The sequence below is a fragment of the Kribbella shirazensis genome (assembly GCF_011761605.1).
GTDB lineage: Bacteria > Actinomycetota > Actinomycetes > Propionibacteriales > Kribbellaceae > Kribbella > Kribbella shirazensis.
Window position 1 is genome coordinate 5,381,278 of sequence record NZ_JAASRO010000001.1, and the last position, 15,567, is coordinate 5,396,844.

Sequence of the window (15,567 nt, forward strand, 5' to 3'; positions counted from 1 at the left end):
GTGCGCACACTTCTGACGAACGGTTCCGTCTACTCGCCCGCCGACCCTCACGCGACCGCGATCGCCTTCGATGACGGGGTGGTGACCTGGCTCGGTGACGACACCGGCGCGAGTTCGTACGCCGACGGCGCCGACGAGGTGATCGACCTCGGCGGCAGCCTGGTCACGCCGGCGTTCGTCGACGCCCACGTCCACACCGCGCAAACCGGCGCACTTCTCACGGGTCTCGATCTCGCCGGTACGACGTCGCTCACCGACGCACTGGGCCGGCTGGAGCAGTTCGCGGCGAAGCTGCCCGAGGACGCGGTGATCGACGGCGCCGGATGGGACGAGACCAAGTGGCCGGAGGGCCGCCCTCCGACAGCTCAGGAACTGGATGCAGCGGGCGGTGGGCGCCGGGTCTACCTGTCCCGGGTGGACGGTCACTCCGGCGTGATCTCCTCCGCACTGATCCCGGCTGCGAAAGGCTCGGGTCTGGACAGTACTGGGCGATTGGAGCGGGACGCTCACCACGCCGTCCGGGACGCATTGAGCGAGCTGATCGGTCCGGATCAGCGGCGTATGCACATCAAGGCCGCGCTGGACGCGATGGCCTCGAAGGGTATCGGTGCGTTCCACGAGATGGCTGCTCCGCATATCGGGCCGCTGTGGGAGCTGCCGCTGGTGCGGGAGATCGCGGACGAGCTCGGCCTCTCGGCGACGCTCTACTGGGGCGAGCCGGGCGCCTTCGAACACATCGGCACGTACGGCCTCGCAGGTCTCGCCGGTGACCTCAACGCGGACGGTGCCCTCGGTTCGCGTACTGCGGCGCTGCGCGAGCCCTACGCTGATCGCGCCGATCACCGTGGTCACGCGTACCTGACAGCCGAGCAGATCGCCGAGCATGTGATCGCCTGTACCGAACGGAACGTGCAGGCCGGCTTCCACTGCATCGGCGACCAGGCGCTCGACAACATCGCGCGCGGTTTCGAGCTCGCGGCCGAGAAGGTCGGCATCCAGGCGCTCGTCGCCGCGCGGCATCGGCTCGAGCACGTCGAAATGGTCGACGAGGCAACGATCGCGACCCTCGCCCGCTGCGGGGTGGTGGCCAGTGTGCAGCCGATGTTCGACGGCCTGTGGGGCGGTCCCGACGGCATGTACGCCGAGCGCGTCGGCGACCGCTGGCGGGGGATGAATCCGTTCGGCTCGCTGGCCCGGGCCGGCGTCGTGCTCGCGTTCGGCTCGGACGCGCCCGTGACCGAGCTGGGCGGCTGGGACGCGGTCCGCGCCGCCGCGTTCCACCACGAGCAGACAGAGCGGATCACTGTCCGAGCGGCGTTCCAGGCGCACACGCGGGGTGGCTGGCGGGCGGCCGGGATCGACGACGCCGGCGTACTCGCGCCCAGCACCGCCGCGACGTACGCGATCTGGCAGAGCGACGCGCCGCTGGTCGTGCAGACGCCGGACGAGCGTGTCGCCGCGTGGTCGACCGACCCGCGGGCCGGCGTACCGGTGCTGCCGGACCTGAGTGAAGGCACACCGACGTGTCTGCGGACCGTCGTCGGCGGCCGTGTCGTCTACGAAGCCGAGGGATGGACCCAGTGACCCGTGCCGTGAAGAAGCTCGACCTCGATCCGGTCACCGTCCGGAAGGCGCGCAGCCTGGCGCGCAAGGCCGGCCGGCCGATCGTGAACCTCGCCCGGCAGCACACCACGGTGTCGGTCGAGCGAGCGGTACTGCGGCTCGCGGGCCTGACCGGCGCCGACACGGAAGGGATCCCGTGGGTGAACCGGCTCGCGGACACCGTCCGCGCGGACGTCGGGCTCGAGCACGGTCTCGCGCTGCCGGTGTGGGACGCGCTGCTGCGCGGTGAGGCCGAGGACCTGGCCGTGCTCGCGCAGAAGGCAGCCTCGGGGTCGGTGACGTTCCGGATGCCCGAGGGGCGCGACGCCGTCCGGGCGCGGACCGCGGCACGGAAAGTCGCGGCTGCGGGACTGAAGCGGATCGACGGCCGGCGGCGTGAGCGGGACCGGCTGATCAAACGGCACGGCGACCCTGAGCAGCGGCCGTGGATCTACCTGATCGTCGCGACCGGCGACATCTACGAGGACATCCCGCAGGCGCAGGCGGCGGCGCGCGAGGGCGCGGACATCATCGCGGTGATCCGCTCGACCGGTCAGTCGCTGCTCGACTACGTGCCGGAGGGCGCGACCCGCGAAGGATTCGCCGGTACGTACGCGACGCAGGAGAACTTCCGGCTGATGCGGGCCGCGCTGGACGACTCGTCGCGTGAGCTCGGCCGGTACGTCCGCCTGACGAACTACGCGTCCGGGCTGTGCATGCCCGAGATCGCGACGCTGGCCGGACTCGAGCGGCTCGACATGATGCTGAACGACTCGATGTACGGGATTCTCTTCCGCGACATCAACCCGATCCGGACGTTCGTCGACCAGCGGTTCAGCCGCCAGATCCACGCTCGCGCGGGGATCATCATCAACACCGGCGAGGACAACTACCTGACCACCGCGGACGCGGTCGAGGCTGCGCACACGGTGACGGTCTCGCAGCTGCTGAACGAGTACTTCGCCAAGGAGGCCGGGCTCGAGGACTGGCAGCTGGGCCTCGGGCACGCGTTCGAGATCAACCCGGACCTGCCCGACTCGTTCCGGCTCGAGCTGGCGCACGCGATGCTGGCCCGGCAACTGTTCCCGAACGCACCGCTCAAGTGGATGCCGCCGACCCGGCACATGACCGGTGACGTGTTCCGCGGGTACCTGCTGGACGGCTTCTTCAACCTGGTCGGCGCGATGACGGGCCAGGGCATCCTGCTGGTCGGCATGATGACCGAGGCGGTCGTCACGCCGTGGATCTCGGACCGGGACCTGGCGCTGCAGAACGTCCGTTACGTTTTAGGTGCTGCCGGCAACCTTCATGAGGACTTCCGGCCGGAACCGAACGGGTTCATCGCCACGCGCGCCCGCCAGGTGCTGGGCGAGTCGGTGGAGCTGCTGGAGCGGATCGTCGACGACGGTCTGCTGAACGCGATCGGCGACGGCACCTTCGGGTTGATGAGACGTCCCCAGGACGCGGGTCGTGGCCTCGACGGCGTCGCCCGGAAGTCCCCGGAGTACTACAACCCGGCGATCGAGTTGTTGGAGGAGGGGACCCGATGAGCATCATCCGGCCGTACGGCGACACGACGGGCGACGGCATGGTGCAGCTGTCGTTCACGCTGCCGGTCCCGCACGACAAGCGGGCCGAGGGCGCCGCGGTGCAGCTGGCGAACAAGATGGGGATGGACCCGGCGCTCGTCGTGCACTCGAAGGCGATCGGTCCGGACTTCACGTTCTTCGTGGTCTACGGTCCGGTGAACCATCTGGTCGACACGTCGAAGGTCGAGGTGGTCGAGCGCGACTACCCGCTGCTGTCGCCGAAGGAGGTCAACCTCGCGATCCGCAAGAGCCTGCGTCGCCGGCTGACCGTGGTGGGCGCGTGCATCGGCACCGACGCGCACACGGTCGGCATCGACGCGATCCTGAACATCAAGGGTTTCGCGGGCGAGAAGGGCCTGGAGTACTACCGCGAGGTCAAGGTCGTGAACCTCGGCGCACAGGTCGCCGTACCGGAGTTGGTGCGACGGGCCAAGGCGGAGAAGGCCGACGCGATCCTGGTCTCCCAGGTCGTGACGCAGCGCGAGGCGCACGTACTGAACACCAAGGAGATGTCGGCGGCGTTCCGGGAGGCGTACGCCGAGGACGCGCGGCCCGTACTCGTTGCCGGAGGCCCCCGTTTCACCGAGCAGATGGCCGGCGAGCTCGGCGTGGACCGGGTGTTCGGCCGCGGCACGACGCCCGGTGAAGTGGCCAGCTATCTCGTCGACGCGCTCGTGACCAGGCGTCACGCTCACAGGCTGCATTCGATCGAGGAACGGCGGGCATAAGGTGTCAAAGGCAACGATCGGACTCACCGTCACGCACCGGCGGTACGTGCCCTACAGCCACGCGCACTACGCCGGCAACCTGGTCGACGGAGCCTACGTACTCGCCCTCTTCGGCGATGTCGCCACCGAGGTCTGCATCCAGGCCGACGGTGACGAGGGCCTGTTCGCGTCGTACTCCGACGTACAGTTCCTGCAGCCGCTGCGGGCCGGCGACGTCGTGGAGGTGAAGGCCACCATCACCCGGGTCGGCAACCGCAGCCGGGACCTCGAGTTCAGTGCCTACGTTGTCTGCCGCGGTCGTCCGGACCAATCGGAGTCGGCCGCCGAGGTTCTCGCCGAACCACTCGAGATCACCCGGGCCACAGGAACCGTCGTCGTACCGGTTGCGTGACGATTGGTTGCCCTGGGTAACGATCACGTGGAGTGCCCATCTCGCTCTGTAACGTGACGTCGGTGAGGGTTCTTCGTTTTCCCTTGCAGGACAGGCGATCGTGTTACAACGACCTCAAAGAGTCAGGGAGAGGTTGACACCGTCGCAGACAGCGAGCATCGTTTTGGGAGTCGTCAATATCCCGTTAGTTCAACGGTCACATGAAGTTCCGCCGCCGGATGATCCCGCGACGCTGACCAGGCCACAGCCAGGCCTGAGTCGACGGGGGCTGAGATCGCCGGCGGTGAGCCCCCCGCGGGGCAGAGGTGGAAGAGGCTCGGCGGCCAGTAGACAACAGCCGAACGGTGTGCAGCCAGCGCATCGCCGGTTGGTCCGAAGGCACGCCGAGCCTCTTTCCTTGTTCTCCCCACGAACTCCACCGGTGTGATTCCCCGCGCGGTGACAGTCGGCCGCGGACCCCGGTGACTGACAACGACTGACAACGACCGACACCTTCCGGCCACCGACCGGATACATTGGCATGTCCCGGACGTTGTACCGTCGTGCGACCGGCGTCCGCCGGTGAGTGAGGACAAGGGGTTACCGCGTGGACCGGTTGAAGGCGCTGGGGCGGCTGGTGCCGCGGGTGGCGGCGGCCGTGGCCGCCGGGGTGCTGCTCGGCTTCGCGTTCGAGCCGCACGACCATCCCTGGCTGGCCCTCGTCGCCGTGCCGCTGTTCCTGGCCGCGCTGAACGGGATCTCGATGAAGTCCGGCTTCCTGGTCGGCGCGGCGTTCGGGATCACCTACTACTCCGTCCTGGTTCCGTGGCTGAGTGTGATCGGCGGCGACGCCGCCATCGCGCTGGCCATTCTCGAAGGGCTGTTCTACGCGTTCTTCGGGCTCTTCGCGACGCAAGTGCTCAAGCTGCGGCTGTGGGCGCTGTGGATCCCGTGCCTGTGGGTCGCGATCGAGTTCGCGACCGCGGCGGTGCCGTTCGGAGGCTTCCCGTGGGGCCGGCTCGCGTGGGCCTTCTCCGACCTCCCGCTCGGCAGGCTGGCGGCGTACGTCGGCATTCCCGGTCTGAGCTTCGTCGTCGCGCTCGTGGGCGTCCTGGTGTACGCCGTACTGCGCCGGGGGACCGCGCTGCGGATGCGGGCCGTGGCGCTTGGCGCGGGACTGGCGCTCGTGTTCGGGAGCGCGTTGATCCACCTGTCGATCGAGGGCGACGGACAGACGGTGCGAGCTGCGATGGTGCAGGGCAACGTCCCGGGCAAGGGACTGGAGTTCCTGGGCCGCGCCCGGACCGTCACGCGCAACCACCTCAACGCGACGCTCGAGCTGCAGAAGCGGGTCGAGGCCGGAGCCGAGATGAAGCCGGACGTGGTCATCTGGCCGGAGAACTCCACCGACATCGACCCGTACAAGGACGCGGAGACGCGGGCGGACATCGAGACCGCGGTCAAGGCGGTCGGCGTACCGATCCTGGTCGGGGCGGTCACCCAGGGCCCCGGTCCGAACGAGCGGCAGACAACCGGCATCGTCTGGGACCCGGCGAGCGGACCCGGGCAGCGGTACGCGAAGCGGCACCCGGTCCCGTTCGGTGAGTACATCCCGTTCCGGGACCAGTTGCTGCCGTACATCAAGCGGCTGGAGATGGTCGGGGCGCAGACCGTGCCGGGCGTCGGGCCGGGCGTCATGCCGATCCGCGGCGTGACGTACGGCGACGTGATCTGCTTTGAGCTCGCATACGACAACGTCATCTCGGACGTGGTGAAGGGCGGCGCGCAGGTCCTGGTCGTGCAGACCAACAACGCGACGTACGGCGGAACCGGTCAGCCGGAGCAGCAGTTCGCGATCACCCGGATGCGCGCGATCGAGACCGGGCGGACGGTGCTGATCGCGTCGACGAGCGGGATCTCCGGGGTGATCCGGCCGGACGGCACGGTCGAGCACAAGTCCGAGCAGTTCGTCTCCGACGTGTACGTCGCGACGGCCCCGGTGCAGAACGGGCACACCCTGGCCACCACGCTCGGCAGCTGGCCGCAGTGGATCCTCACCGGCCTCGGCCTGCTGGGCCTCGTGCTCGCGCTGATCGAGCGCCGCCGCGGTCGCGCCGAGAAGACCACGCCGCCGCCGGCTTCGGGCTCGGCCCGGGCCCGCGAGAAGGTTCCGGCCTGACGGGCTGGGTTTGCGTCCCCGACCTGTAACACTGGGGGGACTCGCGGGAAGGGGTAGGACATGGCGTGGTTGATCGGACTGGCGCTGCTGGTCGTGCCGATCGTGGAGATCTACGTGATCATCCAGGTCGGCCAGGCGATCGGTGGCTGGCCGACGGTCGGACTCCTGCTGGTGGAGAGCGCCCTCGGTGCGTGGCTGGTGAAGCGTGAAGGCCGGCGCGCCTGGAACGCCCTGCAGAACGCGCTCCAGACCGGCAAGATCCCGGGCCGCGAACTGACCGACGGCGGCCTCGTCCTGATCGGCGGCACGCTGCTGCTGACCCCCGGCTTCGTCACCGACATCTTCGGCTTCTTCTTCATCCTGCCCTTCACGAGGCCTCTCGCCCGGCGAGCCGTGACCCGCTTCATCAGCCGCCGCGCCACCACCCTGACGCCGCCTGCCTTCATCCCGTTCACGCCCGGCCCGGGCCAACCGCAGCAGCCCTCCGGCGACGTCATCCAGGGCGAGGTCATCGACCCCGACCGCAAGTAGCCTGCGGCAATTCGCTCGCTGTGCGGCTGCTCGCGATCTAGGGTTGCCGCCGTGCTCACCAACGGACAGATCGTCGGACCAGCTCTGGACAGGATCGAGGCGGGATACGTCTTTCCCGAGCTGGGGAGGGACATCGGCGCCGCGATCCGGCGCCGGCTCTCGGCAGGGGAGTACGACGACCTCGACGGACCGGCGCTCTGCGAGGTGGTGACCGCCCACCTGCAGGAGGTGGCGGCGGACAAGCACCTGCGGTTGCTCTGGGTCGACGAGCCACAGTCGCTGGATCCTGCGGACGAGGACGACGGGGAGGCCGCGTTCCGTGCGCTGCTGAGAGCGGAGAACCAGGGGATCCGTCGGGTCGAGCACTTGGACGGAAACGTCGGGCTCATCGACATCCGGCGCATCGCGTACGCCGACGACGGCGGCGGTGCGATCGGCGCGGCCATGCAACTGGTCGCTCACAGCTCTGCGCTGATCCTTGACCTGCGTGAGTGCCGCGGCGGGGCGCCGGAGGGTGCCGCGATGTGGTGCAGCTACTTCTTCCGCGACGACCAAGTGCACCTCAACGACATCTACGAGAGGTCCACCGGCGCCACGCGCCAGTTCTGGACGATCGCGCACCTTCCGGCGCCGCGTTATGCAGACCGCCCGGTCTATGTGCTCACCAGTGCGATCACGTTCTCTGGCGGCGAGGACGTGGCGTACACGCTTCAGGCACACGGCCGGGCAGTAGTGGTTGGCGAGACGACACGCGGCGGCGCGCATCCGACGGCCCGGTACCCGGTCTCGGAACACATCCTTGTGACCGTGCCGACCGCCCGCACCATCAACACTGTGACCGGCACCAACTGGGAAGGCGTCGGAGTGCTCCCCGATGTGCCCGTCCCCGCGGACGAGGCGCTCGAGACGGCGCTCAAGGCCGCACTGGGGCACCCGGGCGCCTAGGTGCGGATGGGGCGTTGGTCCGGTAGGTGGCCTGTGCTGTTTGGACGAAGGATCGGATGAGCGCGGTCGTCTCGGTCCAGGCGACCACGACCGGGCTGGGCGGGAGGTCGCGGACCGGGACGGTGACGAGTCCGTCGCCGGGGTCGTGATGGCCGAGCGGGGAGAGACCGATCGTGCCGTTCCAGAGGACAGCCTGGAGGCATTCCTGGACGGCTCGGACGACAGGGCCCGTGCGGGGTCGGCCGCCGTTCCAGTAGGACTGCCACGCGACGTCCGTGCCAGGAGGGAACTGGAACCAGCGGCGGTCCGCGAGGTCGGCGAGAGCCAGCTCGTCGCGGCCGGCCAGCGGATCGTCGGCGCGGAGTACGGCGCCGACCGCGTCGGAACGTAGCTCGCGGACGCGGAGACCCGTCGCGTCGAACGGGCCGCGCGTCAGCGCGACGTCGACGAGGCCCGCGCGCAGACCGCAGGTCGGGTCGGTGAGGTCGGTCTCACGGATGTGGATCTCGACGGACGGGTGCTCGCGGCGATAGGCGGCGGCGAGTCGCGAGACGGCCGGATCGGTACTGTCGCTGAGGATTCCGACGGTCAGGCTCGCGCTCCCGGCGGCCGCGGCCACCCGGGTCCGTGCCTGTTCGGCCTGGGCGAGCAGCGCGCGTGCTTCCTTCAGCAGTGCGGCCCCGGCGGGCGTCAGGCTGATACCGGAGGCGGATCGGCGGAACAGCGCCGTACCGAGGTCTGCCTCGAGTTGGCGGATCGCGCGGCTGAGGGGCGGCTGGCTCATGTACAGCCGGGCCGCGGCGCGTCCGAAGTGCAGTTCCTCGGCGACCGCCACGAAGTACCGCAAGGTCCGCAGCTCCATCACCTGCGACGATACCCGTTGGGTGCCGGCGATGCCGGAGAAGTCTTGGACGCAGGGTGCACCGCGGTGCTGGGCTGAGGACATGCCTGACTACCCGTACGCCGACCCGGTCGTCGAACTCACCGATCTCCAGGAGATCGCCCGCGACGTCGTCGTGATCCCGAACCGGAACGTCGACCTCGTCCCCAACATCGGCCTGATCGGCGGCACCCGAGCGGTGCTCGTCGTCGACACCGGCCTCGGCCCGCGGAACGCGCGGAAGGTGCTCGAGTTCGCCACGGCGTACGCCGCCGGCCGCCGGCTCTACCTGACGACGACACACTTCCACCCGGAGCACGCGTTCGGCGCGGACGTCTTCGCGGGCGAGGCGACGTACCTGCTCAACCGCGCGCAGGCAGACGACCTGACCACCAAGGGCGAGGGCTACCTCGCGATGTTCCGTCAGCTCGGCGAACCGGTCGCGCGTGAACTGACTGACGCCCGGATCCCGGCCCCGGACCTGACGTACGACGGGACGCACGAGCTCGACCTCGGCGGCCGCGTGGTGCGGCTCCGGCCGACCGGACGCGCGCACAGCAAGGGCGATCAGGTCGTCACAGTCCCCGACGCAGCCGTCCTGTTCACCGGTGACCTGGCAGAGGCCGGACAGTTCGCGATCTTCCCGTGGTTCCCGCCGTACGACGTCGACGTGTCCGGCGTGCGGTGGATCGAGGTGATGAACCGCCTCATCGAGGAACGCCCGCGGGTGGTGGTGCCCGGGCACGGCGACATCGGCGACGCCGGCCTGCTCACCCAGGTCCGCGACTACCTGACCGAACTCCGCGACGAGACGTGGCGGCGCCGCGACTCGTCGTTGCCCGAGGCCACCATCGCCGCCGAGATCCGGGACCTGATGATCCGCCGCCATCCCGACTGGCGGCTGCCCGAATGGATCGAGCGCGGCGTCGGCTGCCTCTGCACCGAGCGGCCCGCCTGACCCCTCCCACCCAGTCGTGGCGTTTGGCTCCGGTGACTAGGCGAAGGGGCCTTTGGGGGAGAAGGCGTAGTGGGTGAAGCGGTCGGCCATCGTCGTGTGGGTGGGGGCGTCGGGGTGGAGGTCGTCGAGGAGCGGGTGGGCGGCGTTGTCCGGTTCGCCGTACAGCGTGAGGCCGTCGAGGTAGTGGAGGTTCGGGTCGGTGAGGGCCCGCTGGGCGACGATACGCGACAGCTCCGCACGGATGACTGTCAGCGTGAGCTTGCCGGCCGGGATCTCGTCGGGGTCGCCGGTCGCGGTGAAGCGGAGCTCACCCTTCGCGAGGCCTTCGAGGTCCCAGCCGGTCGGGCCGGGCGTGTTCTCGTGGATCGGGCAGAGGATCGGCGAGACGACCAGAAGCGGCGTGTCGGGGTGGCCGTCGCGGATCGTGTCCAGGAAGCCGTGGACGGCGGGTGTGAACGTGCGGAGTCGGAGGCTGTCGGAGTTCACGATGTTGATGCCGAGCTTGACGCTGATCAGGTCGGCCGGGGTGTCGCGGATCGTCCGCGCGAAGAACGGCTGGAGGTAGGCGCTCCCGGCGAACCCGAGGTTGAGCAGCTCCACGTCGGCCCGGGCGGCGGCGAGGGCGGGCCAGGTGCCGGTCGGGTGGGTCGCGTTGGAGCCGTGGCTGATCGAGCTGCCGTGGTGCAGCCACCGCCGTTGACTGGACGGGACGGGCTCGACGGGCGCATCGGTGCGCAGGGCAACGAGTTCGGTGGTCTCGTTGTGCGGTAGCCAGATCTCGACGGTCTTCGGTACGGCGGCCAGCCCGTCGACCCGCAGTGTCTGAGGCTCGCCGGTGGTGGACGAGGTTGCGCCGGTCAGCAGATCGATGGTGATGACGTCGCCGGCTGCGGCCGTGAGTTGTGTCACCAGGTGTCCGTCGACGAGTACGTCGTACACGCCCTCCGGTCGTGGGGGAGCGCCGACGTAGTCCCGCTTCGTCGGGAGGGTGTCGAGCTCGATCACGGTCGCGCTGGTGCGGAACACGAGTCGCACTCCCGACGGCTGCGACTCGGCCATCGACAGCTGGCCGTCGTCGTACTGCGCTCGCGCCCACGCCGGGAGGCGGTGGGGCAGCACGCCGCGGCCGGTGTGCTCGAGGTCGAGCGTGCCGCGGAGCAGGTCGGGGGTGATGGGGGTGGAGATCACGAACGGTGCCTTTCGGGCCAGTTGCGGAGGAGGGAGTCGAGGGCGTCGAGGATGCGCGGCCAGCTGTCGTCGCTGGCCGGTGCGCTGTAGCTGAAGGTTCCGGCGAGTTCGAGGGTGGCGTAGCCGTGGATGACACTGCCGAGCAGCCGTACGGCGTCCGTTTGAGCGGGCTCACCCAGCTCGTATCCGCGCAGAACCGCCCGCATCAGCTCCGAATGCCTCCGACCAGCACCCATGTACTCCGTGGCGCCTGAGGGTGTGCTGGGTGGTGTGTAGCGGGAGGCGGTGTAGCGGCCGGGGTGGTGGTGGGCGTAGGTGCGATAGGTGTTGGCCAGGGCGGATAAGGCGTCTCGGCCGGCTCGGCCTGCTACGGCGTTGGTGGCTTGGTCTGCGAGTTCTGTCAGGGCGACCGTCGCGATGCGGGTCTTCAGGTCAGCAGAGTTGCGGACGTGCGAGTACAGGCTCGCGACCTGGACGCCGAACCGCCGGGCGAGCGCCGACACGGTGACTTGCTCGAAGCCGGCCTCATCGGCGAGCTCGGCACCCGCCCGAGCCAGCCGGTCGCCGGTCAACCCCACTCTTGCCATAACTCATTATGAGATTACCTAAACCCTGTAGGCAAACGAGCCCACAAAAGAGCCCCCACCGCGCCATTGCGGTGAGGGCCCCAGAGCAGACCAGGGTCTGGATCAGGCCGTGCGCTTGGTCCGGTGCAGGTGCGCCGGACCGATCTCGCCCTTGCGCAGCAGCTCGACCCGCTCGGCCAGCAACTCCTCCAGCTCCGAGATGCTCCGGCGCTCGCGCAGCATGTCCCAGTGCGTACGAGCCGGCTTCTCCTGCTTCGGCTCCGGCTTCTCGCCGGTGGAGCGGGCGGCCTCGCTGCCGCAGTGCGGGCACTCCCAGACCGCGGGCACCTCGGCGTCGTGCGCCATGGTCACCTCGACCACGTGGCCGCGGGGGCAGTCGTACGTGATCATCTGGCGCGGCGCGAACTCGACACCACGGTCATCCTCGAAGCTGACCCCACCCAGCCCCGAACCACGCAGTACGCGATTAGACATGTCAAACCTCCGAGATCGTCATCCGTGCCAACGGTCGGCCGGCCCGGATCATTCCCATTTTGGCATGTCCGCGCCGTATGTACGCACCTGACAACACTGTCGTGACCGGCTGTCATCGAGTGTTCACAGAGCACGGTGTGTCGCGAGCCGCCCGACGTACGACGTACCGAATCGGTATCTGGTTCACAGCCGGTTGCCAGGAATCGAGGATCTCCTCCTCAGTATCCGTCCCTAACCTCACTGTCCATGGTGCTACCCCGCCACAAGCTCCGTGGCCTCAGTTTCGTGAACGTGGCCCTGGCGGCCGTGATCCTTGTCATAGGCGTGACCGCCTACTTCCTGTTCTTCAAGAAGGACCCGCCGGCCGCTAGTGCGACCCGCCCCACGGCGGCCGTGCAGCGGGGCGAGGTCACCGCGAGCGTCAGCTCGAGCGGCACCCTGCAGAGCTCGCAGACCGCGTCCCCGCAGTTCGAGACCTCCGGCACGGTCACGCAAGTGCTCGTCAAGGTCGGTCAGGTGGTGGCGAAGGGTGCGGCGATCGCGAAGATCGACCCGTCCGCGGCCGGGCGGCAGCTGCGGATCGCCCAGCAGAACCAGATCGCCGCCGCCAACTCGGTCACCGCGGCCGAGGAGACCCTCAGCGACGCCGAGGAGGCGCTCGAGGAAGCGGAGGAGGCATCGGCGTCCCCGACCCCGACGCCAACTCCGGGCAACGGTCAAGAGCAGCAACAACAGACACAGTCTCAAGGTCAGGCTCAGGGTCAGAGCCCAGAAGTTGCCGTCAGCAACGCCGAGGCGAGCCTGGCCAAGGCGAAGGCCGACAAGGAACAGGCTGACCAGAACGTCGAGGCCGCCCAGGCCGCCGTCGACGCGACCACGCTGAAGGCGCCGATCGCCGGCACGATCACCGCGGTCAACGGCACGGTCGGGTCGGTGGCCGGCGGATCCAGCTCAGGTTCAGGTACCGGAAGCACCAGCGGTCAAGGCTCGACCTCAGGTCAAGGTTCAGTCTCAAGCTCCAGTACGTCGTCGTCCACATCGGGCACGGGCTTCGTCGACATCGCCGACCTCAAGGCCCTCCAGGTGGTAGCCGCGTTCCCGGAGGCGGACGCGATCAAGATCAAGGCCGGCCAGACCGCGACCGTCAGCCTGAACGCCGAGCCTGGTACGACGCTGACCGCCTCGCTGGCGTCCGTGTCGCCGACCCCGACCACTACCAACGGCGTTGTGTCGTACTCGGCCACGTTCAGCCTCGCCAAGCTCCCGGCGAACGCCCGGATGGGACAGACGGCGAACGTCACGGTCCAGACCGCGAAGGCGGCCGACGCCCTGTACGTCCCGAGCACCGCGATCGCGACCACTGGTACGACGTACACGGTCACGATGGCCGACGGCAGCGGGACCCGTGAGATCCAGGTCGGCGTTCGTGGCGACAGCTACACGCAGATCACGTCGGGGCTGAACGAGGGCGACCAGATCGAGCTCCTGCAGGGCGCGATCGGCGGCACCGGGACGCAGAACGGCCAGAACCGGCAGGGCCAGCAGCCCGGCGGTGGCCAGCTCCCCGGGGCGGGCGTCGGCCAGGGAACCGGCGCCGGGGGCTTCCGTGGCCGCTGACGCGTTGATCGAGCTCCGGGACGTCACCAAGACGTACGGCCACGGCGAGACCGCGGTCCACGCGCTGCGCGGCGTGTCGCTGCGGGTCGAGGCGGGGGAGTACATCGCGGTGATGGGCTCGTCGGGATCCGGCAAATCGACGTGGATGAACATCCTCGGCTGCCTCGACGTACCGTCGCGTGGCGAGTACTGGCTCGACGGCAGCGACGTGGCCCGGCTGAGCGAGGACCAGCAGGCGCTCGTCCGCGGCCGGAAGATCGGGTTCGTCTTCCAGTCGTTCAACCTGATCCCACGGACCACTGCGCTCGCGAACGTCGAACTGCCGCTCACCTACGCCCACCTGCGCCGCGCCGAACGCCGCAAGCGGGCCAACCGCGCGCTGGAGCTGGTCGGTCTCGCGGACCGTACCGGCCACCGCCCGAACCAGCTGTCGGGCGGCCAGCAGCAGCGCGTCGCGATCGCCCGCGCACTCGCGACGGGCCCACGGATCCTGCTCGCCGACGAGCCGACCGGGAACCTGGACGCGCACTCGACCGACGAGGTGCTGGGCATGTTCGACGACCTCCACCGCGACGGGCGGACCATCGTCGTGATCACCCACGAGCACGAGGTCGCGGCCCGGGCACGCCGGCTGGTACAGGTCGCCGACGGCCGGATCGTCTCCGACGAGGTGACCCGCTGATGTCACCACGTGACCTGATGGGCGCCGCGCTCCGCGGCCTCACCGCGAACAAACTCAGATCGCTGCTCACCGTCCTCGGCGTGTCGATCGGGGTCGGTGCGGTCATCGTGCTGGTTGCAGTCGGCAACGGTTCGGGCAAGGCTGTACAAGAACGGCTGGAGGCGATGGGCACCAATCTGCTCACGGTCTCCACGACCGGTGGCGGCGGCGGTTTCGTCCGCGGCCAGGCCGGACCGGCCAACCAGCAGTACAGCCTCACACTCGAGGACGCCGCAGCGCTCGCGGACAAGAACCTCGCCCCCGACATCTCCACGGTCGCGCCGGTGATGACCAGTTCCGGTACGGCGACCAACGGCGACACCAGCTACACCGTCAACCAGGTGATCGGGACAACCCCGTCGTACCTGCCGGCCACCAATACGCCGGTGCAGCTCGGCAGTTCGTTCACGCAGGCAGACGTCGACGCGTCGCGGCGGGTGATCCTGCTGGGGCAGACGGCCGCGACCGAGTTGTTCACGCGGCCGGCGAGCGCGGTCGGTCAGACGATCAAGCTCGGCGCCGTCGACTTCACCGTGCTCGGCGTACTGGCCAGCAAGGACAGCACCGGGTTCAACGACCCGAACGCGACCGCGATCGTCCCGATCACCACGCTCCGCGCGACGCAGGCGGGGTACGGCGCCCTGAACCAGATCGTCGTACAGGCGGCGGACAAGGACAAGGTGGACACCGCGCAGGCCGAGGTCACGCAGTTGCTGACGGCAAGGCACCAGGTGCCGGCGACCGCGACCTCGCCGTTCCGGATTACCAACTCGGCGCAGATCCTGCAGACCAGCCAGGACACTGCCGCGACGTTCACAGCGCTCCTCGCGACCGTGGCCGCGATCAGTCTGGTCGTCGGCGGGATCGGCGTCACCAACATCATGCTGGTCACCGTCACCGAGCGGACCCGCGAGATCGGTATCCGCAAGGCGCTCGGTGCGCGGCGGCGGACGATCCTCGGCCAGTTCCTGATCGAGGCGACGCTGCTCAGCCTGATCGGTGGTGCGGTCGGGGTCGCGGTGGCGCTGATCGTCACCCGCTTCCAGTTGGCCGGCGTCCAGCCGGTGCTGGTGCCGTCGTCGATCGGGCTCGCGCTCGGCGTGTCCGCGGCGGTCGGCCTGTTCTTCGGCAGCATGCCGGCGCACCGAGCCGCCGGCCTCCGTCCCATCGATGCCCTACGTCATGAATGAGGTCCTTG

At 69.3% G+C, this 15,567-nt stretch carries 15 protein-coding genes; 11 read left to right on the forward strand and 4 right to left on the reverse strand.

Annotated features, from left to right (window positions below; genetic code table 11):
- The 7 genes from BJY22_RS25975 to BJY22_RS43105 all read left to right on the forward strand — a co-directional run bounded on the left by BJY22_RS25975 (position 1) and on the right by BJY22_RS43105 (position 7,944).
- Positions 1 to 1,584 carry an amidohydrolase family protein gene (locus tag BJY22_RS25975; RefSeq protein WP_167211344.1) on the forward strand — a complete coding sequence of 528 codons (1,584 nt, stop codon included), beginning with the start codon at positions 1 to 3 and terminating at the stop codon, positions 1,582 to 1,584.
- Complete coding sequence (kamD, locus tag BJY22_RS25980; RefSeq protein WP_167211346.1) at positions 1,581 to 3,152, forward strand: lysine 5,6-aminomutase subunit alpha; 1,572 nt, start codon at positions 1,581 to 1,583, stop codon at positions 3,150 to 3,152. The genes BJY22_RS25975 and kamD overlap by 4 nt, the downstream gene beginning before the upstream one ends.
- A complete protein-coding gene (gene kamE, locus BJY22_RS25985; RefSeq protein ID WP_167211350.1) occupies positions 3,149 to 3,919 on the forward strand; it encodes a lysine 5,6-aminomutase subunit beta in 771 nt (256 codons plus the stop codon). The genes kamD and kamE overlap by 4 nt, the downstream gene beginning before the upstream one ends.
- 1 nt (position 3,920) lies before the next feature.
- Positions 3,921 to 4,310: a 3-aminobutyryl-CoA ammonia lyase gene (gene kal / locus BJY22_RS25990; protein WP_167211353.1), complete on the forward strand. Its 390-nt coding sequence runs from the start codon at positions 3,921 to 3,923 to the stop codon at positions 4,308 to 4,310.
- Between the two features lie 586 nt (positions 4,311 to 4,896).
- Positions 4,897 to 6,468, forward strand: coding sequence for an apolipoprotein N-acyltransferase (lnt, locus tag BJY22_RS25995; protein ID WP_167211356.1), 1,572 nt, complete (start codon positions 4,897 to 4,899; stop codon positions 6,466 to 6,468).
- A 60-nt stretch (positions 6,469 to 6,528) separates the two neighbouring features.
- Entirely contained in the window at positions 6,529 to 6,999 is a 471-nt protein-coding gene (locus tag BJY22_RS26000) for an FxsA family protein (RefSeq protein WP_167211359.1), read from the forward strand.
- Between the two features lie 51 nt (positions 7,000 to 7,050).
- Positions 7,051 to 7,944, forward strand: coding sequence for a S41 family peptidase (locus BJY22_RS43105; RefSeq protein ID WP_167211362.1), 894 nt, complete (start codon positions 7,051 to 7,053; stop codon positions 7,942 to 7,944).
- Here the strand turns inward: BJY22_RS43105 and BJY22_RS26010 are convergent.
- Positions 7,913 to 8,806, reverse strand: a complete 894-nt coding sequence (locus BJY22_RS26010) for a LysR family transcriptional regulator (protein WP_167211365.1) — start codon at positions 8,804 to 8,806, stop codon at positions 7,913 to 7,915. The genes BJY22_RS43105 and BJY22_RS26010 overlap by 32 nt on opposite strands.
- 82 nt (positions 8,807 to 8,888) lie before the next feature.
- Here BJY22_RS26010 and BJY22_RS26015 point away from each other — a divergent pair, with 82 nt between their 5' ends.
- Complete coding sequence (locus BJY22_RS26015; RefSeq protein ID WP_167211368.1) at positions 8,889 to 9,782, forward strand: MBL fold metallo-hydrolase; 894 nt, start codon at positions 8,889 to 8,891, stop codon at positions 9,780 to 9,782.
- Positions 9,783 to 9,818: 36 nt separating this feature from the next.
- On the opposite strand, the gene BJY22_RS26020 is transcribed toward BJY22_RS26015, so the two are convergent.
- The 3 genes from BJY22_RS26020 to BJY22_RS26030 form a co-directional block, all read right to left on the reverse strand.
- A complete protein-coding gene (locus BJY22_RS26020; protein ID WP_337759080.1) occupies positions 9,819 to 10,970 on the reverse strand; it encodes a GDSL-type esterase/lipase family protein in 1,152 nt (383 codons plus the stop codon).
- Positions 10,967 to 11,557, reverse strand: coding sequence for a TetR/AcrR family transcriptional regulator (locus BJY22_RS26025; RefSeq protein ID WP_167211371.1), 591 nt, complete (start codon positions 11,555 to 11,557; stop codon positions 10,967 to 10,969). The genes BJY22_RS26020 and BJY22_RS26025 overlap by 4 nt, the downstream gene beginning before the upstream one ends.
- Positions 11,558 to 11,659: 102 nt before the next feature.
- Positions 11,660 to 12,031 carry an RNA polymerase-binding protein RbpA gene (locus tag BJY22_RS26030; RefSeq protein WP_130448290.1) on the reverse strand — a complete coding sequence of 124 codons (372 nt, stop codon included), beginning with the start codon at positions 12,029 to 12,031 and terminating at the stop codon, positions 11,660 to 11,662.
- Between the two features lie 246 nt (positions 12,032 to 12,277).
- On the opposite strand from BJY22_RS26030, the gene BJY22_RS26035 reads away from it, so the two are divergent.
- Genes BJY22_RS26035 through BJY22_RS26045 form a run of 3 tightly spaced genes read left to right on the forward strand, consistent with a single transcriptional unit; the run spans position 12,278 to position 15,559 of the window.
- Entirely contained in the window at positions 12,278 to 13,648 is a 1,371-nt protein-coding gene (locus BJY22_RS26035) for an efflux RND transporter periplasmic adaptor subunit (protein ID WP_167211374.1), read from the forward strand.
- Positions 13,638 to 14,330, forward strand: coding sequence for an ABC transporter ATP-binding protein (locus BJY22_RS26040; RefSeq protein WP_337759082.1), 693 nt, complete (start codon positions 13,638 to 13,640; stop codon positions 14,328 to 14,330). The genes BJY22_RS26035 and BJY22_RS26040 overlap by 11 nt, the downstream gene beginning before the upstream one ends.
- A complete protein-coding gene (locus tag BJY22_RS26045; protein WP_167211377.1) occupies positions 14,330 to 15,559 on the forward strand; it encodes an ABC transporter permease in 1,230 nt (409 codons plus the stop codon). Before BJY22_RS26040 ends, BJY22_RS26045 begins: the two co-directional genes overlap by 1 nt.
- Positions 15,560 to 15,567 lie beyond the last annotated feature (8 nt).

What these genes read in the sequence shown, in the direction of transcription:
- BJY22_RS26000 (WP_167211359.1), top strand. Translation starts at nt 6,529, where the DNA reads ATGGCGTGGTTGATCGGACTGGCGCTGCTGGTCGTGCCGATCGTGGAG.
- BJY22_RS26045 (WP_167211377.1), top strand. Translation starts at nt 14,330, where the DNA reads ATGTCACCACGTGACCTGATGGGCGCCGCGCTCCGCGGCCTCACCGCG.
- BJY22_RS26035 (WP_167211374.1), top strand. Translation starts at nt 12,278, where the DNA reads ATGGTGCTACCCCGCCACAAGCTCCGTGGCCTCAGTTTCGTGAACGTG.
- BJY22_RS26025 (WP_167211371.1), bottom strand. Translation starts at nt 11,557, where the DNA reads ATGGCAAGAGTGGGGTTGACCGGCGACCGGCTGGCTCGGGCGGGTGCC.
- BJY22_RS26015 (WP_167211368.1), top strand. Translation starts at nt 8,889, where the DNA reads ATGCCTGACTACCCGTACGCCGACCCGGTCGTCGAACTCACCGATCTC.
- kamE (WP_167211350.1), top strand. Translation starts at nt 3,149, where the DNA reads ATGAGCATCATCCGGCCGTACGGCGACACGACGGGCGACGGCATGGTG.
- BJY22_RS26030 (WP_130448290.1), bottom strand. Translation starts at nt 12,031, where the DNA reads ATGTCTAATCGCGTACTGCGTGGTTCGGGGCTGGGTGGGGTCAGCTTC.
- BJY22_RS26010 (WP_167211365.1), bottom strand. Translation starts at nt 8,806, where the DNA reads ATGGAGCTGCGGACCTTGCGGTACTTCGTGGCGGTCGCCGAGGAACTG.